General features: G+C 67.4%; 26 protein-coding genes and 1 tRNA gene. 20 read left to right on the top strand and 7 right to left on the bottom strand.

The features are described from left to right. Positions 1-28 precede the first annotated feature (28 nt). Positions 29-979 (bottom strand): SRPBCC family protein, encoded by a 951-nt coding sequence (locus OHS70_RS21390; protein WP_328399427.1) that lies wholly within the window; start codon positions 977-979, stop codon positions 29-31. A gap of 6 nt (positions 980-985) precedes the next feature. After that, on the bottom strand, positions 986-1,654 hold the full coding sequence (locus OHS70_RS21395) for a histone protein (protein ID WP_328399429.1): 669 nt from the start codon (positions 1,652-1,654) through the stop codon (positions 986-988). 265 nt (positions 1,655-1,919) lie between these two features. On the opposite strand from OHS70_RS21395, the gene OHS70_RS21400 reads away from it, so the two are divergent. After that, the gene (locus OHS70_RS21400) at positions 1,920-2,102 is read left to right on the top strand and encodes a hypothetical protein (RefSeq protein ID WP_328399431.1); all 183 of its coding nucleotides are present in this window, start codon (positions 1,920-1,922) and stop codon (positions 2,100-2,102) included. Positions 2,103-2,670: 568 nt separating this feature from the next. Here OHS70_RS21400 and OHS70_RS21405 read toward each other — a convergent pair. After that, on the bottom strand, positions 2,671-2,814 hold the full coding sequence (locus OHS70_RS21405; RefSeq protein WP_328399433.1) for a hypothetical protein: 144 nt from the start codon (positions 2,812-2,814) through the stop codon (positions 2,671-2,673). 239 nt (positions 2,815-3,053) lie between these two features. On the opposite strand from OHS70_RS21405, the gene OHS70_RS21410 reads away from it, so the two are divergent. The 3 genes from OHS70_RS21410 to OHS70_RS21420 all read left to right on the top strand — a co-directional run bounded on the left by OHS70_RS21410 (position 3,054) and on the right by OHS70_RS21420 (position 5,034). Further along, positions 3,054-3,497, top strand: coding sequence for a hypothetical protein (locus tag OHS70_RS21410; protein ID WP_328399435.1), 444 nt, complete (start codon positions 3,054-3,056; stop codon positions 3,495-3,497). A 93-nt stretch (positions 3,498-3,590) separates the two neighbouring features. Then, positions 3,591-3,764 carry a CsbD family protein gene (locus tag OHS70_RS21415; RefSeq protein WP_328399437.1) on the top strand — a complete coding sequence of 58 codons (174 nt, stop codon included), beginning with the start codon at positions 3,591-3,593 and terminating at the stop codon, positions 3,762-3,764. 988 nt (positions 3,765-4,752) lie between these two features. Next, positions 4,753-5,034, top strand: coding sequence for a hypothetical protein (locus OHS70_RS21420; RefSeq protein WP_328405799.1), 282 nt, complete (start codon positions 4,753-4,755; stop codon positions 5,032-5,034). Between the two features lie 176 nt (positions 5,035-5,210). Here the strand turns inward: OHS70_RS21420 and OHS70_RS21425 are convergent, their stop codons facing one another. Next, positions 5,211-5,615 (bottom strand): hypothetical protein, encoded by a 405-nt coding sequence (locus OHS70_RS21425; protein ID WP_328399439.1) that lies wholly within the window; start codon positions 5,613-5,615, stop codon positions 5,211-5,213. A gap of 497 nt (positions 5,616-6,112) precedes the next feature. Here OHS70_RS21425 and OHS70_RS21430 point away from each other — a divergent pair, with 497 nt between their 5' ends. Next, positions 6,113-6,904: an NUDIX domain-containing protein gene (locus OHS70_RS21430; protein ID WP_328399441.1), complete on the top strand. Its 792-nt coding sequence runs from the start codon at positions 6,113-6,115 to the stop codon at positions 6,902-6,904. Here the strand turns inward: OHS70_RS21430 and OHS70_RS21435 are convergent. Beyond that, positions 6,888-8,021, bottom strand: a complete 1,134-nt coding sequence (locus OHS70_RS21435) for a helix-turn-helix transcriptional regulator (RefSeq protein WP_328399443.1) — start codon at positions 8,019-8,021, stop codon at positions 6,888-6,890. The genes OHS70_RS21430 and OHS70_RS21435 overlap by 17 nt on opposite strands. A gap of 349 nt (positions 8,022-8,370) precedes the next feature. Here OHS70_RS21435 and OHS70_RS21440 point away from each other — a divergent pair, with 349 nt between their 5' ends. From OHS70_RS21440 to OHS70_RS21495, 12 genes are all read left to right on the top strand, one after another. Next, on the top strand, positions 8,371-8,700 hold the full coding sequence (locus OHS70_RS21440) for an SCO3933 family regulatory protein (RefSeq protein ID WP_328399445.1): 330 nt from the start codon (positions 8,371-8,373) through the stop codon (positions 8,698-8,700). Positions 8,701-8,705: 5 nt separating this feature from the next. Beyond that, positions 8,706-10,067 carry an FtsK/SpoIIIE domain-containing protein gene (locus OHS70_RS21445; protein ID WP_328399447.1) on the top strand — a complete coding sequence of 454 codons (1,362 nt, stop codon included), beginning with the start codon at positions 8,706-8,708 and terminating at the stop codon, positions 10,065-10,067. Positions 10,068-10,206: 139 nt separating this feature from the next. Beyond that, entirely contained in the window at positions 10,207-10,869 is a 663-nt protein-coding gene (locus OHS70_RS21450; protein WP_328399449.1) for a DUF2637 domain-containing protein, read from the top strand. Between the two features lie 13 nt (positions 10,870-10,882). Continuing rightward, the gene (locus OHS70_RS21455) at positions 10,883-11,065 is read left to right on the top strand and encodes a hypothetical protein (protein WP_328399451.1); all 183 of its coding nucleotides are present in this window, start codon (positions 10,883-10,885) and stop codon (positions 11,063-11,065) included. Between the two features lie 5 nt (positions 11,066-11,070). Next, the gene (locus OHS70_RS21460; RefSeq protein WP_328399453.1) at positions 11,071-11,262 is read left to right on the top strand and encodes a mobile element transfer protein; all 192 of its coding nucleotides are present in this window, start codon (positions 11,071-11,073) and stop codon (positions 11,260-11,262) included. Between the two features lie 17 nt (positions 11,263-11,279). Then, positions 11,280-11,474, top strand: a complete 195-nt coding sequence (locus tag OHS70_RS21465) for a hypothetical protein (RefSeq protein WP_242337251.1) — start codon at positions 11,280-11,282, stop codon at positions 11,472-11,474. Between the two features lie 23 nt (positions 11,475-11,497). After that, on the top strand, positions 11,498-11,833 hold the full coding sequence (locus tag OHS70_RS21470; RefSeq protein WP_328399458.1) for a SpdD-like protein: 336 nt from the start codon (positions 11,498-11,500) through the stop codon (positions 11,831-11,833). 95 nt (positions 11,834-11,928) lie between these two features. Beyond that, the gene (locus OHS70_RS21475; protein ID WP_328399460.1) at positions 11,929-12,135 is read left to right on the top strand and encodes a hypothetical protein; all 207 of its coding nucleotides are present in this window, start codon (positions 11,929-11,931) and stop codon (positions 12,133-12,135) included. Continuing rightward, positions 12,129-12,326, top strand: coding sequence for a hypothetical protein (locus tag OHS70_RS21480; RefSeq protein ID WP_328399462.1), 198 nt, complete (start codon positions 12,129-12,131; stop codon positions 12,324-12,326). The genes OHS70_RS21475 and OHS70_RS21480 overlap by 7 nt, the downstream gene beginning before the upstream one ends. Before the next feature lie 142 nt (positions 12,327-12,468). Further along, positions 12,469-13,752 carry a replication initiator gene (locus OHS70_RS21485; RefSeq protein ID WP_328405801.1) on the top strand — a complete coding sequence of 428 codons (1,284 nt, stop codon included), beginning with the start codon at positions 12,469-12,471 and terminating at the stop codon, positions 13,750-13,752. After that, a complete protein-coding gene (locus OHS70_RS21490) occupies positions 13,749-13,958 on the top strand; it encodes an excisionase family DNA-binding protein (RefSeq protein ID WP_328399464.1) in 210 nt (69 codons plus the stop codon). Before OHS70_RS21485 ends, OHS70_RS21490 begins: the two co-directional genes overlap by 4 nt. Continuing rightward, positions 13,958-15,085 (top strand): tyrosine-type recombinase/integrase, encoded by a 1,128-nt coding sequence (locus tag OHS70_RS21495; RefSeq protein ID WP_328399466.1) that lies wholly within the window; start codon positions 13,958-13,960, stop codon positions 15,083-15,085. The genes OHS70_RS21490 and OHS70_RS21495 overlap by 1 nt, the downstream gene beginning before the upstream one ends. A gap of 81 nt (positions 15,086-15,166) precedes the next feature. Here the strand turns inward: OHS70_RS21495 and OHS70_RS21500 are convergent. Further along, positions 15,167-15,239: transfer RNA gene (locus OHS70_RS21500), tRNA-Arg, on the bottom strand. 472 nt (positions 15,240-15,711) lie between these two features. Here OHS70_RS21500 and OHS70_RS21505 point away from each other — a divergent pair. The 3 genes from OHS70_RS21505 (at position 15,712) to OHS70_RS21515 (ending at position 19,552) form a co-directional block, all read left to right on the top strand. Continuing rightward, complete coding sequence (locus OHS70_RS21505; RefSeq protein ID WP_328399468.1) at positions 15,712-16,791, top strand: ImmA/IrrE family metallo-endopeptidase; 1,080 nt, start codon at positions 15,712-15,714, stop codon at positions 16,789-16,791. 439 nt (positions 16,792-17,230) lie between these two features. Beyond that, positions 17,231-17,785, top strand: a complete 555-nt coding sequence (locus OHS70_RS21510) for a hypothetical protein (RefSeq protein ID WP_328399470.1) — start codon at positions 17,231-17,233, stop codon at positions 17,783-17,785. A 1,332-nt stretch (positions 17,786-19,117) separates the two neighbouring features. After that, positions 19,118-19,552, top strand: coding sequence for a hypothetical protein (locus OHS70_RS21515; protein WP_328399472.1), 435 nt, complete (start codon positions 19,118-19,120; stop codon positions 19,550-19,552). Between the two features lie 551 nt (positions 19,553-20,103). Here the strand turns inward: OHS70_RS21515 and OHS70_RS21520 are convergent. Next, the gene (locus OHS70_RS21520) at positions 20,104-20,694 is read right to left on the bottom strand and encodes an acyl-CoA-like ligand-binding transcription factor (protein WP_328399474.1); all 591 of its coding nucleotides are present in this window, start codon (positions 20,692-20,694) and stop codon (positions 20,104-20,106) included. Positions 20,695-20,712: the final 18 nt, after the last annotated feature.

Genomic DNA, 20,712 nt, shown 5'->3' on the forward strand with positions numbered 1-20,712 from the left:
CTGGTCACATGGCGCCGCATACCGGGGATCACTCCTCCCGCTCTTCATCGGCGGGCTCGTCCTCCCACTCCTCTGCCTCGACGTCCCCTTCTTCTTCGTCTTCTTCGTCCTCAGCATCGCCCTCTTCGTCTTCCGCGGCTTCGTACTCCTCGGCCTGTGCTGCTTCTTCCTCTTCCATCGCTTCGTCGTGCGACATGACGACTTCGCCGTCCCGGATCTCGCCGCGCCAGCCTTCCGGCTCTTCCTCGGTGAGAGTGACGTACCGCTGGAAGTGCTTGAAGTCCAGCCTCATCCGGCGGCCCTGGGCCCGCCAAAGATTGCCGGTCTTTTCGAAGAACCCGGACGGGTAGTACTCCACGACCAGGACGATCCGCGTCAGTGTCGGCGCCAGTTCGTGGAAACTGACCGCACCCTTGGTCGTCCCCTTTGCGCCTTCGGAGGTCCAGACGATCCGGTCGTCCGGGATCTGCTCCTGGACAGTCGCTTTGAAGCTGCGCGAAGAGGGGCCGACCTTGACCTTCCAGTCGCTGGTCATCTCGTCGCTCTTCGAGACGTTGTGAACGCCCTTGGTGAAGCTGCTGAACTCCTCGTACTGCGTCCAGTAGTCGTAGGCCGTGCGCAGGGGCACGCCGACATCGAGGACCTCAATGATGTTCATGCTCTTGCTGCTACCGGACTTGCCCTTGCCGCCGCCGAACGCTTCCTTGACCTTGTTCACGACGCTGTCCTTGAGGCCTTTGGCCTTCTCGGACAGGAACGCCTTCACGGGGGATTCGCCCCCGAGGATGCGCGAGCCGATTTTGAGCAGGCCGCCGTTCTCGGCGGCATCGGTGAGCTGATCGGTGACGTCCGTGAGCTTGTCACTGGCTTTCTCCGCGAGCCGTTCAACCTGTGAACCGACGAAACCCGACAGTGCCTCACGCAGTCCGCCCATCCCCGACTCCTGCGTCTCCGGCTGCTTCGTGTCCTTCCCGGCCATGGCGGGCTACCTCCGGCGATCGGCGCGCTTGGATGTCTTCTTCGCCGCCCGTCCTGAAGACGCCGACTTCTTGGCGGGAGCCTGCTTCCGAGCGGCGGACTTCTTGGCTGGGGATGCTTTCTTCGCAGCCGGTTTCGTCGCAGAGGACTTCTTCGCTGGGGCTGCCTTCTTCGCCGCTGCCCCGGAGGAACTCCGGGCAGAGGGGGCCCTCTCTCGCCTTGACGCGGTACCCCTATCAGGCCCAGTCGGCTTCCGGGAGCTTCTCCGGCGCTGCGGGCGCTCGGGTTCAGGTTCCTCCTCTTCCTCTTCCTCTTCCTCTTCCTCCTCTTCCGCGTACTCCTCCTCCGGCTCTTCTTCTTCCTTCTTACCGAAGCTGGCCGTGCGGTCACGGAGGGTGTCCGCGAGCGTCCCCATGCCGCGAGTGGCAGCAGCTGTCACTGCCTTGCGGCCCGCGTCGAGGAACTCCCCTTTCATCTGTTCCTGTAGTTCGGCGACCTGCGGGATTTCGCCCAGCCTGCGCATTCCCTCGGCAGCGAGCTGGCGCGGCTCAAGACCGAACTGTCTGCCCGCCAGATACGTCCCTACGCTCAGGGCGAGCTTGCCTTTCTTCGTACGGCCCAGCACGTAACCGCCGACTACGGCCGCGGCAAGAGCCATCTTGGTCTGATCATCCATGCGCACGTCACCTTCATCGTTCCCTCGGGGACCCGCCCGTGCCGCGCACACTGCTGCTGTCAGTGGTCTCTGCCCAACGGCGGCCACTGCGGCCGATTTTGGGAGCGCAACGAAGGGGGAACCTAGTCCTGCTCACTTCGGGGGGGCCGGCCATCTACAGCCCGGCGATTCCGGCCACGACGGGGCAGTCGCCTCGGCATAAGAGCCATCACTCAAATGCCGGTCCTGTACTCACCAGTCTCGCCCGAAGGGTGTCGGTCGCATCTTGAGAAGCTCTGGGTCCTGCTGCGGAGGCGGGCCGCTGCGGCAGTTCCGGGGTTGCCGGGCGCTGGACGTCAGCGCCGACCGCTGCAAGATCAAGACCGCACCCGAGTTCGACACGGACAAGCTCACTGGCGCCCCCAACTACCTTGAGCAACTCGGCAAGTACTACGGGCAGCACATGTGACCCCTCATGCACGTCGGTACGGGTCCGGCCGGTAGTTGGCTACCGGCAGATCAGACCGCCCACCGGCGCCGCCTGGTTTTCGTCTCCCGGCGGCGCGACCCTCAGGTCGGCGTCCGTCAAGGTCGTCTGCGACAAGGCGCTGGTGAAGGCGCCAGGGGCGAACCGCGACTCGCCCGCCGCCGAGAGTGGCCCCTCCACCCGAGGAGGCAACCGCCATAGTCGTCCTGGTCCTGCTTGTCGTCGCGATCGTGCCGGGCATCATCGGCGTGGCCGTCGAGGGCATGCTGTATCTGCTCTCCATCGGCGTACTGTTCCTCATCGCCGACGTGGGGTACTTCGCCGTGCGGTCGGCATTGCGCAGAGGCCCGACCCGCCGACACGCCAGCACACACGCTTTCCGGCAGCCCCCGGCTGGCGCCCCAAAGCCACACGATGGTCACGTCCACCCTGCCGCAGCTCTGGCACGCGCCAGCGGCGTGCGGTCGCCCGGCGACAGAACAAACGGGGAACGCTCCACACGTCGGGTCGTGCGAGGAACGGATCGGCACGATCCGCAGGTTCAGGCCGTCTACCAGTAGTGCCGTCGTTCACGGACCACGTGACCCAGCGATCCCAGGATCCACAGGATGACCCCGATGACGACCAGGATGATGCCGATGGTCCACAGGATGGCGATCTTGGCCACGAAACCGATGACAAGCAGGATGATCATGATGTCCTCCGGTCGCGCGGAGTGATCCCCCTGCCCAGCAGGTCCCTCGCCCGCCTTCAGCGCAAACCCACACCGGGATGCCTGGAATTGCACGGGTCACGGCCGAGCGGCGTTGCGGTCGATGGTCTCCAGCGAGTGGACCACCAAACCCGGGGAATCATGCCGTCCCTGTCGCAGTGGCCTCGTTGGCGGTGCAGTTCTACCGTAGGGAGATACGAAGCAGATCCTTGGAGCGCGTCATGATCGTCATCCTCGGACTCATCATCCTGATCGCCGCCGTAGGCGTCGGCGTGGCCGCTGTTGTCACCAACAGCGGCAGCGCGCACGAGGTCACCGGCGGGTTCTCGGTATTCGGCTTCGACGTCACCGGCTCCACCGGCACGCTCTTCCTTTACGGCATGATCGTCGGGGCAGCGGCCCTGTTTGGACTGAGCCTGCTCCTGACCAGCGCCCGCCGTACCTCTCGCCGTGGCAGCACCGCGCACCGCGGACGCAAGCCGTCGCGCCGCGAGACGGCCTCTGCCGGGAGGGACCGCGACGACCTAGTCGACCAACGCGAGCCCGCCCGCGCGGACAACGCGAATGCGCGGGGGAACGACTCACCCCACGATGATCGCATTCCCGCCCCGGACGGTGGTCGTCGGAGCAGACTGCACTTCGGGCACCGATCCGCCCCCCAGTAGGCGTGCGACCGCACGCGCAGATCGCTGACCGGCCGGCGCCACGGTATTCCTGCCACCGAACCCCAGCAGACAACTCACCCAGGGTGGCCACCCATGAGTATCGCGAAGAAGATCACGCACAAGGCCGAAGCGATGAAAGGCAGCGCCAAGAAGACAACCGGCCGCGCCACCGGCAGCCGGCGCCTGCAGGCCGAAGGCCGCGGAGACCAACTCAAGGGCAACATCAAGCAGGCCGGGGCAAAGATCAAGGACGCCTTCAAACACTGACCACTCCGCCCCGTCGACCCGACCAGGTCTACGCCGAAGCACGCGGGAGGACCTGCATGGGTACAGCTGGGCGTCGATCTGAGGCGCTCCGGCTGTTTGTTCATGCCCTCAGGCGGCTGACGACGCCCCACAACGCCGCCAGCGGTCGCCCGACGATCACCATGGACGGACTGGTGTACCTCAAGTAGCCGACTGAGCACCCACGCAGCGACGCAACGGGAGTAAAGCAGCGGCAGCAGCACCCGAATGTCTGCGGCCGCTCCTCTCCGATGCGCGAACAACCTTGCCACGCGGAATGAGCAATGACGCGGGCATCCACCATCAGGCCAACGATCGACGCTCCCGCATCGACCAGGTGTCGGCGGTCTCTCCCAGCCGTCGCCGACACTGAGGCTCGTCTGGCCGTAGAGACGGGGGCTTCCCGTCAGATCATTGAAGAATGTCCGAAGTGCGACTAATGCGCAGTTCCATGTTCCCAGGATGTTCCCATTGCGCACCCAAAAGTCTTCCAGGATGGTTCCCTGGAAGACCTTTAGTGCGCTGACCTGCAATTTTGTGGTGCCCCCGGCAGGATTCGAACCTGCGACACCCGCTTTAGGAGCGAGGTGGGGCGAACTGCGGCGCGACCTGCGGATTCCCAGCCTTGGATGGATTGGGCGGCGCGTCCCCATACGCACCGCGATTCCCCCTGACTCCCCGCTCGTTCTGGCACGAGAGTGGCACGGGTCCCGCCCTAGTGACCCTCTCGATGCGAACTATGGGCGGGGCGGTCGCTGAGGTCTGCTGGGCAGACGGCTCGGCTCCTCAGGTGTGTTGACGGTCGGCTGCGGCCGCTGTGGTTGCTGTACTCCGCTGCTGTACAGCAACGCCACTGACCACCGCCTTAGGCCTCGGACGGCCCAGAGACGGCCCGGGTTGAGGAGCTAGACGGGTAGGCATGCCTTGCCGACTCGGCACCAATCGCCGGTAAGGTCGGCGGGTGATCAACATGCAGGTGCGCGGGGACTCGGGAAAGCCCGTAGCACGGGCCCAGGCCGGGCTGACGTGGACGGACCTCATTCCCGCACTCGACCCGGTGAACTTCCCGTTGCTGTGGGCCTTGAGTCCCTATGGGGATGCCGTCTTCAACGAGCGGCAGGTGCCGTTGCTGCTCGCGGAACTTGATCGCCTTCCTGAAGCCTACGGTGGCACCTGGGTGGACCAGACTCGAGAGCTGTGCCAGGTCGTTCAGAACGGAACGCACCTGTATCTATGGTTCGTCGGCGACTGAGCGATCTTGAAAACCGTCGTGGCAGCGATGTCACCGTGGGTTCAAATCCCACACCCACCGCAGATGAACGGCCCCTGACCAGGCAACTCGGTCAGGGGCCGTCGTCATGAGCGTTGTCTGCCAGCGACCGCTGTTCCCCGCTGTTTCCTGACCGAACGGGCATGTGAGGGGCACGGTCAATAGCCACCACGCTGAGCGGTGGCATTGTTCAGCTGTCGCCGCAGTGGCCACACCCTCGTTCGCCACGCCTCTTCACGTTTCGCAAGGGAGTCCAGCCGCCCGCGTTGGACATGGTGACTGATCGCTCCGCACGTATGGCTGATCTGTATCACCAGTTCGGTCACTTTCTTAGGCGCGACAGTCCAGACCTTGTAGATCATGTCGTGGACTCCCTGGTTCGCGTCCATCAGCTCCGCGAGCTCAAAGTCGGGATCGGGAGCTGTAAGAGCGCGCCGGAACTGGTTCAGCGATGCCTGGAACTCGTCGTATGCCTCCATCCGCCTCTGGTGGAGCGCTTTTTGCCCCTTCATCGCTACGTATCCGGTGATGAGAGCCGCCACTACCGCTCCGATCGCGGCCACTAGCGCAGATAACGAGCCGTCCATGAACAAGCGGTTTAGCACAACGACCAGGTCGGTGGGAGCGGCTTTGGGCTGGAGCTGCCATGGGGCGAGAGATCATGGCCCCTTACGCTGGCCGCGAATCGGGCTGGCTCCTCGCCTGCCCGCAATAGCCCGATCGGGGCCATGATCTTCGAGGCTCGCCCCATGGTGGCTGCGTAAAGCCGCGGAGCCGACCGCCCCAGCCACAGCGGGCCTCCTCAACCGTCAACCCTTCGCCGTTTCGGCGTGCGGCCGGCGGACGGGTGGCCGTGGGGCGAAGACAGGAGCGGCGGCCCGGCCGACGGGCCGCGCGCTGCCGCGCCGTGCGCGGCAGAAGCGCCTTGAACCCGTAGAGAAGATTTCTACTCACCACCTCGGCTGCGGTCGTGGGGCCGTGATCGTCACCTGTTGGCGGTCAGTCCTGGCGGCTACGCTGGTCCGCGCCAGCTGATGACATCAGGGAGTGGGCTCAAGGGATGGGACCGAAGTCGGAGCGGGTCTACCGCACGATTCGCGAGTGGGTGGCCTCGGGCAGGCTCCAGCCCGGCGAGAAGCTGCCCTCTGAGCGCACCCTCGAGAAAGAGCTCGAGATAGGCCGCACCCAGCTGCGCACCGTGCTGGCGAAGCTCGTCGCGGAGAAGGTCATCGAGTCGTACGCCCGCAGTTCCTACCGGGTGCCGTCCCGCGAGGTGAGCATCGGGCGGCCGGACGACTTGGAGTCGTGGCAGATCCATGGCGAGCGAACCGTCTACGACAACCGTTGGGTCAAACTTGCTCTCGTCGACGTCGAGCCGCCTGGAGTTGAGCGTTTCGAGCACCACGTCGTGCGGCTGCATCACGTCTCAATTGCCGCGGTCCTGGACGACCAAGACCGCGTGCTCATGCTCTGGCGCTACCGCTTCGTGCCTGACAAGTGGGGTTGGGAGCTCCCCGGCGGCATCGTCGACCAGGGTGAGGACCCGCACATGACCGCACTTCGCGAAGTCGAAGAGGAGACCGGCTGGCGACCGGACTCCCTCGATCACGTCATCACCTACCAACCCATGGTGGGCATGGTCGACTCACCGCACGAGATTTTCGTGGGCAAGGGAGCCCAACACGTCGGCGAGCCCACCGACATCGAAGAGGCCGGCCACATTGCTTGGGTCCCGCTCTCGGACATCCCCGGCCTGATGGCCAGGGATGAGCTGATGGGCTCCGGCACGCTTGTCGCGCTGCTTCATCTCCTGGCTTCGCGCGGTCAGGGAGCTCCTACAGCTTCTGCGTGAGCTGCTCAATACGTCGCCTGTGACGGACCGACCCCGTGCGGTTGGCCAACAGGCGCGCCTGCTGTAGGTGCTCCTGCGCCTGGGCGTGCTCCTCGCGCGCAAGGTGTGCTTGGGCAAGGTCGCACCGCAGACCCGACGTGGCGCGGATGAACGTCGGGTCGGCTTCGTTGAGGGCGGTGTACAGACTGCCGAGCGCCTCGTCGTCGCCCAGCAACGCAAGCGCGTTTCCGCGCCATCGGGCCAGGTGACCGCCGTTGAGGAAGATGCTCAGCATGTCGGCATCGCGGGCCTCGACACCTGCGGGCAAGACGGCGTCGGCCTTGTCGAGCGCGCGCCGACAGTCATCCGCCAACCCCGCCTTGGCGCAGAGCTCCGCCTCGGCTGCGAACAACCATGCCTGCAACCGGGGTGACATCTGGCTACCGCCCAAGCGCTGAGCCTCGCGAGCGAGGTTGACCGCCATCTCCGGCCGCCCGGCGTCGTTGAGTACGTACGCCTGCTCTGCTGTGGCATGCGCGAGATACATCGGCTCGCCTGCTTCCTGCGCGGCGCGCTTGCCTAACTCGTAGTGCCGCCAAGCTCTTTCGACGCCTCCCGCATCGAGTGCCTGCCAAGCGGCGAGCGTGGCCGCCCCGGCCAGGGCAAGAGCAACTGGGCGGCGGGTCTCGGGAAGCACGGCGAAGGTGAGCGCGTCCTCCAGTGTCGCCAGGTGCCCCGTCATCTGATCGACGAGTGCGGCCGCGCCCATCTGACGGTCGACCGTGCGCAGCAGCTCGGTCTGATCCATGAAGGTCTTCACCATCGTGAGACTGACGCTGCGAGCTGAGTCGATACGGCTGATCAGCTCGTCATAGCCGCCAACTGCGGCGGGCGGTGCGGCAGGAGTGTGCCGGCCGAATAGCTCTTCGTCGGTGACGCCCAAGATCGGTCGCAGGATCTGTGCGTAGCGTTCGCTGATGGAGCGCTTGCCGTTCTCCCACTCCGAGACATAGACGCGCAGGCTGGCGGTCGAACCAACGTCGAGCGCATGCCTTCTCGCGTACTGCTCGATCTCATGAATCAGGCGCGCTTGCGACCACTCGCGCCCGCTCCTCACCTCTCGCAGCCGGTTGAGCACCTGTACCGCCCCCGCAGTTGGCCTGACAGCTCTACAGCAGCATGCCTCACATTGGCGCAGGTCGGCAGGGGTTAATAGCCGGGGTTAACGGCATGGCAGTGAACCTCTGTTGACTACCGGACTGTTGAGCGGCGCGGTTCTCTAGAAGCGTCGCAGGAAGGCGAGTTGAGAAGCCGGAACGGCGACAACGCTTGACAGCTGGTGCGCACCAGATGCAATCTACTGGTGCGCACCAGTTGGAACGCGAAAGTCCTGCGGTGCTCTCGCAGGACTCCCACAAGCCAACGCAGAAGCGGCGCCCTACCGCCAAGCAAGCCGCCGCTTCCGCCCCTATCAGGGAGCTTCCATCATGCCATCGTTCAAGATCGACACCTCGACCGCTGTCGTCTTCGTCGCCGTCGAGCCGCAGCTGAAGGTCATCAACAAGCAGACGGGCGAGATCGCGGTCGACCGCGAGTCCGGCGCCAGGATGATGACGGTCGGCCTGACCGTCGCCGATGAGGGTGAGGCGAACCTCTACACCGTGTCCGTCCCGGAGACCGGCGTCCCGGAGGGGATCACGCTCGGCATGCCGGTCAAGGTCGTCGGCCTCAAGGCGCGCGACTGGGAGCGGGACAACCGGCACGGCATCGCGTTCCGGGCGGTCGCGCTGGTCGGCCCGTCCGGTGCCAAGGGCTGAGCGGCATGTCAACGAACACGTTCTTCGCCTTAGCCCTGGTCGCCGTCGTCGCAGCTCTGGTACTGCGGCGGCTGCGCCCGGCCTGGTACTGGCTGAGCATCGGGATCGTCCTCGCGACGTGTCGTGTGGTCTTCCGGTACGCCTCGGTCATGGACGCGTGCGGGCTGACCGTTCCGCCGTCCCGGCTGCGGCTCACGCTGGCGCGGCTGGCGAACCGCCCCGCACCCGAGGCGCGGCCCCCGCGGATTCTGCGGATACGGCCGACGCGTACCGGGCTGGTGCTGAGGCTGAAGCTGCAGCCCGGTCAGGACGCCTTCGACTTCGCCGCCTCCACGGACCGTCTGCGGCACTCGTTCTCCATGCACGGCATCACCTCCCGTGAGATCAAGTCGGGTGTGGTCGAGCTGCGCATGACCGGCTACGACGTGCTCCAGCGGGTGCAGATGCCCGCCAGGGCTGAGCGGAAGGGGCTGCGGATCCCGGTCGCGCTGCGGGAAGACGGAGAAGTCCACTACCGCGACTATCAGGAGGTGCCGCACGCACTGAACCTGGGCGCGACCAAGTCCGGGAAGTCCGTCTACCAGCGCCACTTGGTCAAGGAACTCGCCCCGCAGCACGTCGCCTTGGTCGGCGTCGACTGCAAGCAGGGCGTGGAACTCGCCCCGCTGGCCCGCCGGTTCTCCGCCCTGGCCGACAACCCCGACGATGCGGCCGACCTGCTGGAAGCACTCGTCCTGCGGATGGCCGACACCTATCAGGTGATCCGGCGCGAACAGCGCATCAGCGCGGACACAACGGATGCCGAGATCACAGCCGACATCTGGGGCCTGCCCGAGCACCTGCGGCCCGTGCCGGTCGTGCTCCTGGTCGACGAGGTCGCCGAACTCGCTCTGTTCTCCAACACGGCGGAGAAGAAGCGCAGGGAGCGGATCATCACCGCCCTGGTCCGCCTCGTCCAGCTCGGCCGCGCCGCGGGGATCTATGTGGAGATCTGCGGGCAGCGCTTCGGCGCGGAACTCGGCGACGGGATCACCATGCTCCGTGCCCAGCTGACCGGCCGGGTCTCGCACCGGGTCAACGATGAAGCCTCGGCCAAGATGGCGTTCGGCGACATCTCCCCGGACGCCGTGCTGGCCACCACGCAGATCCCGGTCGAGCGGCCCGGCATGGCTGTGGCCGGTGACTCGACGGGTGGCTGGGTCCGTATCCGCACCCCGTTCACCTCGATGCGCCAGGCGGTGAATGCCTGCACGGCGCACGCCCACCGCACCCCCGTGCTGGATGGCCTGGAGCCCTTCCGGCCGGTGCTGCCGAGCCTGGACGCCTTCGACGTCCCGGCCCCGGCCACCAAGGCTGTCACCACCTGATCCGCGGTTCTTCTCCGGTCGGCGCGACCGTCTCGCGCCACGCCCCTACCCCCGCCATGCCCGAAACGGCTGCCGGGGCTCGGCGACCGGCCTCCGAGCCTCGCCGGCCCCGGCCCAACTCCCAAGGAGGTGAAGACCCGTGACCCCCTCGATCCGCCTGGACGCCGTGCTCGTGCAAGCCGTGATCGCCGGTGCGCTGTCCTTCGCCCACCTGCACGACATCGCCCAAGCTGCCGGACAAGACGGCTGGAAGGCATGGGCCTACCCGGTCTCCGTCGACCTGCTCTTGGTCGCGGCCTGGCGACGCCTGCGCACCCTGCGGGCCCAGGGTGAACCGGCCCGGGCGGCATGGACCTGGTTCGCCGTCGCCCTGGCCGCCTCGCTCGGCGCCAACATCGCGACCGCGGGCCTGCTCGACCTGAACGACGTGCCCGACTGGCTGCGCATTCTGGTTGCCGGATGGCCTGCCCTGGCGTTCCTTGGCGGCACACTGCTCGTCCACACACCGACCGGCACAGACACTGAAGCTGTCGAGCCGGCGCCGCTGCCGGTGGTCGAGCCGGTGACTGTGCCGGCCGAACCGGCCCCGGAGCCGGATGCGGTCGAGCCTGCGAAGCCTGTCCCGGCCCTGCCCGCATCACCGCCGCCCGCGGATGTGCCGCCCGCCCTCGTCGACCACGCCCGCAAACTCGCCGACGCCCACCGCTCCGCGACCGGTACCCCGATCGATGCCGCCACCCTGCGCGACCGCCTCGGCCTGCCCGGCCTGATGGCCGACCAGCTCGCCGCCCACCTCGCCTGAAAGGACGCCACCTATGCCCGGACACGAACCGACACGAGACGAATACCTGTCGGCAGCACGCGAAATGGCCGCCGCGGGTCGTGCAACGCTGGCCCGGCTGCTCGCTGAAGAGGCTGCGGATCGTGCCACCGATTCGGCCGACGTCGCCCGCATCCTTGCCGAGTTCCCCGGCCTGAGCCTGCGATCGGGGGACTGATCTCCATGGCTCCCCGTGACTTCTTCCACTCCATGATGCGGATCGGCCCGGTGCAGATCGGCACCCATCGCGACCGGAACGGACGCACCAAGCATGCCGCCGTCTGCACGCGCGACCGCTGCGGCTGGTCCGCCGACTTCTCCAGCCGCTCGGCCGCCCAGCTCGCTGCCCGTGCCCACCGCTGCCGCGCCAACTGACCAGGAAGGGCCCTGCCGTGAACGTCGAACTTCCGCTGATCGTCCTGGTCGCCATCTTCGGCTACTTCGGGATCAAGCTCATGCGCCCGCCGACGTGGCTGATCGTCGTGCTCCTCCTCGGCGGCTTCCTGCTCGCCGACACCTTCCTCGCCCCCGCCATCGAATCCGGCACCCGGACCGGTGTCGACGTGGTCAACGGCACCACCAAGTAACCAGCCCAGAAGGGAGATCCGCCATGCTCCGCCCGAAGATCCCGACCATGCCGACACCGACCGGCATCGTCGCCCCGATCATCCACCCGGCCCCGGTCGAGCAGCACCACGCCACGGCGTGCGCCTGCCAGCACCCCACCGCCCCCGCTGCAGTCCCGGCCCTGGTTTCCTCCTCGGCGCCTGCGGTCCGGCTCACCCCGACCGGCCTCCTGATCGCCGTCGGCGGTGGCGCCGCGGTCGTGCTCGTGGTCGGCGCGGTCCTGGTCTCGCTCCTGCTTGCCGTCGCCATTACCGCCGCATCGGTCGCCGTCTGCGCTGTCGTCCTGCGCTCCATGGTCAACAACCAGCGCCATCGCTGACCAGCCCTCCGGGCGGCCCTGAAACCGCCAAGTCTCCGCCGCCCGGACGGGTCCAGCCCCTTCCCGACCTCAATCAACCGGAAGGAAAACCCATCATGCCCCAGCACAGCCATGCCCTGGCCCGTCTCTGCCCGGCCTGCGACGGCTTCGCCTCCGTCGCCGTCACCAGCGGGGGCCGCGACCACAACGGGCACCGCCGGACCGTGACGACCCACTGCCGCACCTGCCGCGGTTCCGGCACCGTGCCGCCGCTGCGGCAGCTGCTCGACTCCGCGGCCGACGCGGTGTTCGCCCCGTGCTGACCGCCGTGGCCGACCTCGCCCCCACACCGGAACGGCCGGGGGTGCACATCGCCACACCGGGCCGGGACTTCCCCGCCACCAGCTCCTACGCCTGCCGCTGCGGTGCCATCGGCCACGCCCAGGGCGACGACAACGTCCGGGACCTCGTCGCCGCCTGGATCGACCACCGCAACACCTGCCCCCACCGCTGACCCCCTGCCGGGGCACCGCCCGCCCATCCCGCGGCCGGTGCTGCCCCGGCCCCTCTCCTGCCTCTGAAAGGAGGACACTTCCTTGACCACGACCGCACCCCCTCCCGTGCGTGACCTCGCGTTCCTCGCCTCCCTCGGCACGATGCCCGGCCTCATGCGGCAGCTCCGTGGGCTCGGCGGCTGCACCACCCCGATCCGCCTCGACGGCCACCGCACCGAGGTCGACACCGCGACCGGCCAAATCCTCCACAGCCTCACCGCCAGCGACCTGCCCGCCGGGAATCTCCTGGTCCGCTGCAACAACCGCCGCGCCACCCGCTGTCCGGCCTGCGCCGAGACCTACCGCCGCGACACCTACCAACTCATCACCGCCGGCCTCCGCGGCGGCAAAGGCACCCCCGAGCGCGTGGCCACCCACCCGCGCGTGTTCGCCACCTTCACCGCCCCCAGCTTCGGCCCCGTCCACAACCGCCCCACCAAGGGCCGCTGCCGCTGCGGCACCGTGCACCCCGCCGACGCACCCGAGTTAGGCACCCCGATCGACCCCGAGACGTACGACTACGAAGCAGCCGTGCTGTGGAACGCGCACGCCTCCAAGATCTGGGCACGGTTCTCCATCTACCTGCGCCGCGAAGTCGCCAAGCGCGCCGGGCTCTCGCAGCGAGCCTTCCGCGATCACGCCCGCGTCTCGTTCGCCAAGGTCGCCGAATACCAGCGCCGCGGCGCCATCCACTTCCACGCCGTGATCCGCCTCGACGGCCCCGACGGCGGCGACACCCCGCCCCCGGCCTGGGCCACCACCGACCTCCTCGCCGACGCCATCCGCGCTGCCGCCACCGCCGCAGACGTGCCCGGCCCGGTCATCGACGGACGCGCCCACACGTTCGCCTTCGGCACCCAGCTCGACATCCGCCCGATCCGCTCGGCCGACTTCGACGGCGGCACCGAGCTGACCGAACGGGCCGTCGCCGCCTACATCGCCAAGTACGCCACCAAAGGAGCTGAGACCGCGACCGGCACCCTCGACCGTCCGATCAAGTTCCTTGCCGAACTCGGCGGCAAGTCCATCCCGGACCATGCCCGCCGACTGATCCGCACCGCTTGGACCCTGGGCGCCCGCAAAGACCTCGAAGAGCTCCGCCTACGGGCCTGGGCCCACATGCTCGGCTTCCGCGGCCACTTCTCCACCAAGACCCGCCGCTACTCCACCACCCTCGGCGCCCTCCGCACCGCCCGAGCCGAATGGCGACGCCTCCAAGCCGCCATCGCCCGGAGCGAGGAACACCCCGTGCCAGCCGATCCGGATGAGGACACCACCCTCGTCCTCGCGCACTGGGCCTTCGCCGGAACCGGACTCACCCGCGGCGAGGAATGGCTCGCTGCCTCACTCGCACCCGACACCACGGAAGGAGACTTCGCCGGATGACCGACCGACTGCTCACAGTGGAGCAGGCCGCCCATGTACTCGGCACAACCGTCCGGTTCCCCCGACGGCTCATCGAAGAGCGCCGCATCACCTTCGTGAAGGTCGGCAGACACGTCCGCATCCCCGAGAGCGTCCTCTCGGCCTACGTCGAGGCCAATACCGTTGAGCCGGTGATCCGGCGGCCCGCTCTGCGGAGGGTTGCCTGATGGCCAACAGGAAAGGCATCCGGCGGCGCTTCGGCTCGGTGCGTCAGCTCAGGTCGGGGCGTTGGCAGGCTCGGTACCGCGACCCTGCCACTGGGCAACTCCGCACGGCGGAGCAGACCTACGCAACCAAGACCGACGCTGAAGTTGCACTGACTCATATCGAGGCGGACATCTCGCGTGGCCAGTGGGAGGACCCTGACAAGGGGGCCGTTCCGTTCGGCGAGTACGCGGATGCATGGCTGCGGGACCGCAAGCTGGCTGACCGCAGCAGGGAGCGCAACGAGGCGGTGATCCGGCTGCACATCAAACCGACCTTCGGCGCGGGGACTCTGGCCGACGTCACCACGTCTCGGGTCCGGGCCTGGCGCAGCAATCTGCTCGCCGCAGGCGTGGGGGAGCCGACCGTCGTCAAGGCGTACCAAATCCTGCGGGCCATGATGTCCACCGCCGTTGATGATGAGCTGATCCGCCGCAATCCCTGTCGGGTCAAGGGCGCCGACCGGTACGACGTGCCCGAGCGGCCGGTGCTCACCGTGGCCGAGGTGTACGCCGTGGCTGACGCCATCGCCCCGCGCTACCGCTTGCTCGTGCTGCTGGCGGCCTTCACCACGCTGCGGTTCGGTGAGCTGGCGTCGCTGCGCCGCCGAGATATCGACGTCTCCGGGCGCGTGGTCCTGGTCCAGCGGGCGCAAGCTGAGATGCAGAACGGAAAGCTCTTCGACAAGGCTCCGAAGTCGGCGGCTGGGGTTCGGCCCGTCGCCTTCCCGGACGAGATCCTGGCCGACGTGACCGAGCACCTGGAGCACTACGCGGGTGCCGGCCGGGACGGCCACGTTTTCCTCGGGCCCCAGGGCGGCCGACTGCGCCGCAGTAACTTCCGGGATGACTGGACCAGGGCTCGCGCGAAGGCGGGCATCACAGATGACGTCCACTTCCATGATCTGCGACACACCGGGAACACCTTGGCTGCTGCTGGGGCCAGCACCCGCGAGCTGATGACGCGCATGGGCCACAGCACCGCGCGGGCCGCGCTGATCTATCAGCACATGACCGCCGACCGAGACCGGGCGATTGCCGAACGGCTGGGGACCATGATCCGTCAGCGGCAGGGCGACGCGGAGCCGTAGTGGCACGTGTGTGGCACGCCCGCGATCATGCGAAAGGGCCAGTTCGAGAGGATCAAGCCTCTGAACTGGCCCTTAGTGTTGTGCCCCCGGCAGGATTCGAACCTGCGACACCCGCTTTAGGAGAGCGGTGCTCTATCCCCTGAGCTACGAAGGCGGGGGCTTGACGGAAACCGCGCCGGAAACCCTCGGTAGGGATTCGCGTCACGACGAGTCAAACGCCCTGGTCAGCTAACTCGCGCGCGGGATCGGGTGGGATGTCCTGTGGGACATCTTTCCCGGCACACACCTAGTAGCCGACTGACCGCTGACAGCCTAGCGGATCGTGTTGCGAGGGTGCGCCCCTATAAAGCACTACGACTGCTCGGGAGTGGGATCGAGCCGCTGACCTGCGGCGAGGCGGGTCGCCTGAGCCGGGGTGGGGGCGCGCTGCCGGTGCGGTGGGCGGACTGGGATGTCCGTTTCGTCCCGTCGCCGCACAGGGAGCGCACAATCACGTCGACCTCAGGCCGCCCACCATGGCATTTCTCATAATTTTCGGACCGTGTTTGTGGTAGCCCGCCAAGGCGCTGGACTTCCCCGAGGCATTCTTCGAGGGGCCCGAGCTCGACGAGCTCCCGGCGGACGGTGTGTCCTGGCGTGCCCGCAGCAAGACCTCGGCGCGGACATTGGAAGCCGCCCGCTCGGCCGGCACTCTCGGCGCCCTGCTGTACGACTGGATCGACGAGCGCTTCCGCCTCCCGGCCGCGGACATCCCCTCGCTGAGCAAGCCGGACCCGGAGACCGCGGCCGGCATGGTCCGTACACGCTGTGATCTTCGCATCGCACCGGCGCCCAACATGGTGCATCTGCTCGAAGCCCACGGGGTCCGCGTGTTCTCCCTTGCTCCCGACTATGCGGAAGTGGACGCCCTCGCCGTGTGGCGGAACGGCACCCCGTTCGTCTTCCTGAACACCCTGAAATCCGTGGAGCGGGGCCGCTTCGACGCCGCGCACGAGCTCGGCCACCTCGTGATGCACGGCAGCGACAAGGAGTGTTCGGGGCCTGAGGCGGAGCGCCAGGCCAATGACTTCGCCAGCGCGTTCCTGATGCCGGCGTCGAGCGTCCTCGGCCACATGCCGTCCGGGGCCCATGTCGACCAGATCATCCAGGCCAAGAGCATCTGGAAGGTCTCCGCCATGGCGCTCACCTATCGCATGCACGATCTGGGGCTCCTCACCGACTGGCAGTACCGGTCGGCGTGCACCGAGCTGAGCAAGCGCGGCTACCGGAAGGACGAGCCGCACGGCATGAAGAAGCGCGAGACCTCGCAGGTGCTGACCAAGGTCTTTCAGGGGCTCAGGGCCAACGGTGTGCGGCCCGCCGCCGTGGCCGGCGAGCTCGGCCTGACCGTGGACGAGATGAACAAGATGCTCTTCGGCCTGACCATCACCATGGTCGAACGGCGGCGAGCAGACCGAGCGCGAACCACGGCGCGCGCTGTCCCTGGTGAACTGACAGGGCCCGTCCTGCTGCCTTTCAGGCCCGACGAACACGACGGCCGCCCCCTATGGGCCGCAGCCGTCGTGTCGACATGGGTGGAAGGGGGTCAGGCCAGCGCGGACACAGATTGCGCGTTGCTGCGCCCTTCCACGTGGATCTGGTGGCTCGTCGCGTTCTGGGCGAGGGCGAAGCCGAGGACGAACACCTTCTGCCGTTCGATGCCATAGGCGACCATGCGGCGGTTCCAGAGACTCTGGTCGAACTGGGCGTGTACGGACTCGGAGTCCGCGCGGTAGGGGTAGACGAGCTGGTGTGCGAGTGTGGACTGGGGGATCTGCTGGAGCAGTTCGGCGCGGTGGAATCCGCGCTCACGGTCGCTCTTGGGGCGTTTCCCGCTGTCGGCTTGACGCAAAGCGCGATCCGCAGGAGTGGTGGTGATGCCGACGGGGACGCGGTGTGTGTGGTCCCCGTGACGGCAGGAGATGCGCAGGACGTGGCACCAGCGGCTCTTGGTGACACCGAGGCGGGGCTCCAGCTTGGTGGCGCAAGGATGCGGGTGCCGTCGTCGAGGGAGATGCTTTCGGCGATCCGTCCTTCGTTGCACCAGAGCTCGTGGCCGCTCCGGCAGGGCTTGATGTGTTCGTAGAACGCGGGAGTCACCGAGCCGTGCTGCTTGTTGATGGCCAGCATTCCCCTGCGAGCCAGGGCGTCGCGGTGGACACCGCGCAAGGCGCCGTCGTAGACGATGCCCATACAGTCCGGCAGGACATCCTTGAGCATGGTGAACTGGCGGACGGCCACCGCTGCTTCGTCCTCGTACTCGCCGCCGGCGACGTAGGCGAAGGAGAGGATGACGCGGGTCCAGTAGCCATCGGACCGGCCCGAGGTGAAGAACCACTTGGTGCCGCGGACCTCTCGTTTGGCTTTCTCGCCATTCTCGTAGTACACGCGGGCGGCGGGGTCCACGCGGTGGTTGCGGAGCACGCCGGTGCTCTCGTCGACGGTTTCACTCTTCCTTGCTTTCGAGATCGCTCGCGGGACCATGGCGTCGCCCACGAGGAGCTGTCGTCGCTCCGGGCGGCTCCAGACCTTGGGAACGCTGGACGGGAAGAGCCCCTGTTCCAGCGCCTGCCTGGCGGCGTAGCTGCGGAAGGCTTCTTCGAGTGCGTCGCTGCTTGGGACCAGCAGCTTGTCCACGGCGTCCTGGAACTGGTTGCGTGACGGTGCGTTCAGGGGAAGCACGGCGGCGGCTCTGCGGCCCAGATGGCGCCGGATGTGTGCACGCACGCTGCGCCATTCCCGCGGCGACGCCATCAGGCCGACGGCCGACCGTTTCGACTTTGTCACCGGGGTCAAGGCAGCGAGGAGCATGTACACGATCGCCAGGTACTCGCGCGGACAGCCCACGTTGGCCGGCGGCGGGAGGAGCCCGGCCATCTCGTACAGCAGGGGGTAGTCGAGGCAGTCCTGAACGCGCTGGGCGACGGTGCGCTGGTGGTGGTCGGCGAGCTGGCGCTGGCGGTTGGGCCGGCCGTGCTCGGGCACTGGGTCACCGAAGATGTCGTCAGGCACGTGGCGGTACTCCGTCGGTGTAGGCGGGGTCGCAGCGCCAGTCGTAGCCGACGATGGCGGCGGCGCGATCGAGGGAGCGAAGGCCGATGCTGCGGGCCGCCTCCTCGATGCGGCCGGTCGCATCGAATGCGGCGATGGCGGCGGTGGCGGTGATGGAGGCGGGTTTGACGTCGTGCTCATCGCCGAGCCCTATACGGCGCAGGAGATCCCCCAGGGCGACGCAGGCGCGGGCTTGAAGGGCTGCGTCGGAAGTGGGACGGCTCGAGACCGCGAGGCGCGCCGTTGAGGGCTAGGGGCGCTGGGCGCTGACGTGCCGGGCGCGTTCGGCCAGAACGTGCCGCCCCCAGGCATCGAGTCGGCACCACCGTGGCTCGTACTTGCTGGAGCCGTGTATCCATGGAACATCGCTCGTCGCAGCTGTCCGGGCAGTACGGCTCACCCGGCCATCACCAGGCCGAAGCCGAGCACCCTGCCCCGTGACCGCGATGCAGCCGGACGGCAGTTGTCGACTGCGCAGCCAGGTCAGCCTCTGCGGCTGTGGCTCCAGCTGCCGCAGCGCCGCGGTTGGCGGTGAAGGTCCACTGCCGGCGGGCGACCGTCAAAGCTGCCGGTCATGCTCGGCATCGCACTTTGCGTGGGTCGTTGTCCCGAGGGCAGTTGGAGGCGGCGACCATCACATGCCCAGCAGGGAAGGAGGAATCACCACCGGTCGCCTGTCACCGTCACCGGCAGGACGTAGAAGAACAAGGAGTGGGCGGAGGACCCGGCGCACGAGGGATACTCCAAGGGGCACGGTGTGTACTCGAACATCGGTGCCTCCGCCAACGACGGCAACAAGAAGGCAGAAGGAGTCGCGGAGGACCAGTGATGGGAACGGGTCTGCGGCGCGTCGCCGCCTCGACGCTGACATGCTGTCTCGCACTGTCGCTCACAGCGTGCGGCGGCGGACGCGAGTACACGGTTCCGAAGGAGGCGTGCGGGGTGCCTCTTAACGAGAAGGCGCTCGAACCGTTCCTCGTGGACGGCGAGAAAATCGAGGTCAAGGGTGACTCCGTGATCGATACGGGCACCAAGACCTCGGGCTCGTGCAACATCGAAGTGGACGACTGGCTGGTGGTCGGCCTTGAAGTCGACAAGGTCGACAAGCTCTACGACCCCATGGGGGAGCTGGACAGCTTCCGGTTCCAGAACCGGGAGAAGATCGAGAGCCTGCCGTTCGAGGGACTGGGCGCGGTGGGCGACTACAACGCCATGGTCAGTACGGGCTGCGCGGCCGGGACGGCGGACCACCTCGTCGTGCAGATCACCATCAGCCGTCAGTCGAGCGGTGACGTCGCCGAGCGCCGTAAGAACATCGAAGCCTTCACCTCGGACTTCGTGCCGAAGCTGAAGAAGGAACTAGGTTGCACGGCCTGACACGGAGACCAGGCGTCAGACTCTGGACACGCCTTGGTGATGACGTTGATCGGGGCGCCGGAGCAGGAGCAGGGCTGCCTCGGTATCGCACCAGTAGTGCCCTCGGACGAGGCCCTGGTTCAGAGCGCTGATCCGCGAACCGAGCTCGCAGCGCACCTTCTTCTGAGCGCACAGGCGACAGGTCGCTGAGGCGACCTGTCGCCTCCCGGTTTGCCGATGCTGGGCTGTTCGGCAGTCGCCGGCCACTCTTGCGCTCTCAAGCGGTGTATCCCCGGCATCAAATTTCAGGTCGATGCGGTACTGCCGCGCGCGTCGTCGATCAGCGTGGAGTGGCTCTTGACGGCGTTGGGAGCTGCGCGGCTCGCCTTGTTCGAAACTTCTAGACCGCGCCATCATCGCCTAGATCCTCTTGAGACGAAGGCGGCGAACACTCCGGTCGACTGTCACCGTCACCGTCACCGTCAGGCTGACGGTGATGCTCGAAGTGACTGTGTCGGACCGCCTGCTCCGGCAGGAGTGCTCCTGTCACTCTTCGCGGTTTCTGCCATGCATTACTGGCCGAGCAGTGTGAGGAAGGCCTGGTCGACGAGTGCAGGTAGGTCGGTGCTGCCGTCGCTGTCCACCCACAGAGTGAGTGCCGTGGTGAGCGCTGCGAGCGCGGCCGCGGCGATCACGCGAACGCTCAGGGTGGGCTCCGTGTCGAGCCGGGCCGCGAGCGCGTCGGCGAGGAGTCGCTCGGTGGAGTGCTGGTTCTCCCAGAGCCGGGCGCGGAGGGCCGGTGTCCGCAGGATGAGGCGCGTACGGACCAGCAGCGCTTCCCGTTCGGTGGCGTAGACGACTGCGAGGCCTTCGCCGAGGGCGCGGTGAAGAGCTGTGAGTGGGTCTTCCTCAGTCGGCCGTTGCTCGATGAGCCGGACGATCAGGGGGTCGTAGTCGTCCGACTCGACGACGGATTCCTTGGTGGGGAAGTAGCGGAAGAACGTCATGCTGGAGACGCCTGCGGCGGTGGCGATCTGCTCGACCGTGGTGGCTTCGTAGCCCTGGCTGAGGAATAGCCGCAGGGCCTCTTCCTGGATGGTGCGGCGCGTCTGTGCCTTCTTGCGTTCCCGAAGGCTCATCGGCGGTGTCGGGGGGAGTTCCATGGGGTGTGCGGTCTCCGT

The sequence above is a fragment of the Streptomyces sp. NBC_00390 genome (assembly GCF_036057275.1).
Lineage (GTDB): Bacteria > Actinomycetota > Actinomycetes > Streptomycetales > Streptomycetaceae > Streptomyces.

What these genes read in the sequence shown, in the direction of transcription:
- OHS70_RS21390 (WP_328399427.1), bottom strand. Translation starts at nt 979, where the DNA reads ATGGCCGGGAAGGACACGAAGCAGCCGGAGACGCAGGAGTCGGGGATG.
- OHS70_RS21395 (WP_328399429.1), bottom strand. Translation starts at nt 1,654, where the DNA reads ATGGATGATCAGACCAAGATGGCTCTTGCCGCGGCCGTAGTCGGCGGT.
- OHS70_RS21405 (WP_328399433.1), bottom strand. Translation starts at nt 2,814, where the DNA reads ATGATCATCCTGCTTGTCATCGGTTTCGTGGCCAAGATCGCCATCCTG.
- OHS70_RS21410 (WP_328399435.1), top strand. Translation starts at nt 3,054, where the DNA reads ATGATCGTCATCCTCGGACTCATCATCCTGATCGCCGCCGTAGGCGTC.
- OHS70_RS21415 (WP_328399437.1), top strand. Translation starts at nt 3,591, where the DNA reads ATGAGTATCGCGAAGAAGATCACGCACAAGGCCGAAGCGATGAAAGGC.
- OHS70_RS21420 (WP_328405799.1), top strand. Translation starts at nt 4,753, where the DNA reads ATGCAGGTGCGCGGGGACTCGGGAAAGCCCGTAGCACGGGCCCAGGCC.
- OHS70_RS21430 (WP_328399441.1), top strand. Translation starts at nt 6,113, where the DNA reads ATGGGACCGAAGTCGGAGCGGGTCTACCGCACGATTCGCGAGTGGGTG.
- OHS70_RS21440 (WP_328399445.1), top strand. Translation starts at nt 8,371, where the DNA reads ATGCCATCGTTCAAGATCGACACCTCGACCGCTGTCGTCTTCGTCGCC.
- OHS70_RS21445 (WP_328399447.1), top strand. Translation starts at nt 8,706, where the DNA reads ATGTCAACGAACACGTTCTTCGCCTTAGCCCTGGTCGCCGTCGTCGCA.
- OHS70_RS21455 (WP_328399451.1), top strand. Translation starts at nt 10,883, where the DNA reads ATGCCCGGACACGAACCGACACGAGACGAATACCTGTCGGCAGCACGC.
- OHS70_RS21460 (WP_328399453.1), top strand. Translation starts at nt 11,071, where the DNA reads ATGGCTCCCCGTGACTTCTTCCACTCCATGATGCGGATCGGCCCGGTG.
- OHS70_RS21470 (WP_328399458.1), top strand. Translation starts at nt 11,498, where the DNA reads ATGCTCCGCCCGAAGATCCCGACCATGCCGACACCGACCGGCATCGTC.
- OHS70_RS21475 (WP_328399460.1), top strand. Translation starts at nt 11,929, where the DNA reads ATGCCCCAGCACAGCCATGCCCTGGCCCGTCTCTGCCCGGCCTGCGAC.
- OHS70_RS21485 (WP_328405801.1), top strand. Translation starts at nt 12,469, where the DNA reads ATGCCCGGCCTCATGCGGCAGCTCCGTGGGCTCGGCGGCTGCACCACC.
- OHS70_RS21490 (WP_328399464.1), top strand. Translation starts at nt 13,749, where the DNA reads ATGACCGACCGACTGCTCACAGTGGAGCAGGCCGCCCATGTACTCGGC.
- OHS70_RS21495 (WP_328399466.1), top strand. Translation starts at nt 13,958, where the DNA reads ATGGCCAACAGGAAAGGCATCCGGCGGCGCTTCGGCTCGGTGCGTCAG.
- OHS70_RS21520 (WP_328399474.1), bottom strand. Translation starts at nt 20,694, where the DNA reads ATGGAACTCCCCCCGACACCGCCGATGAGCCTTCGGGAACGCAAGAAG.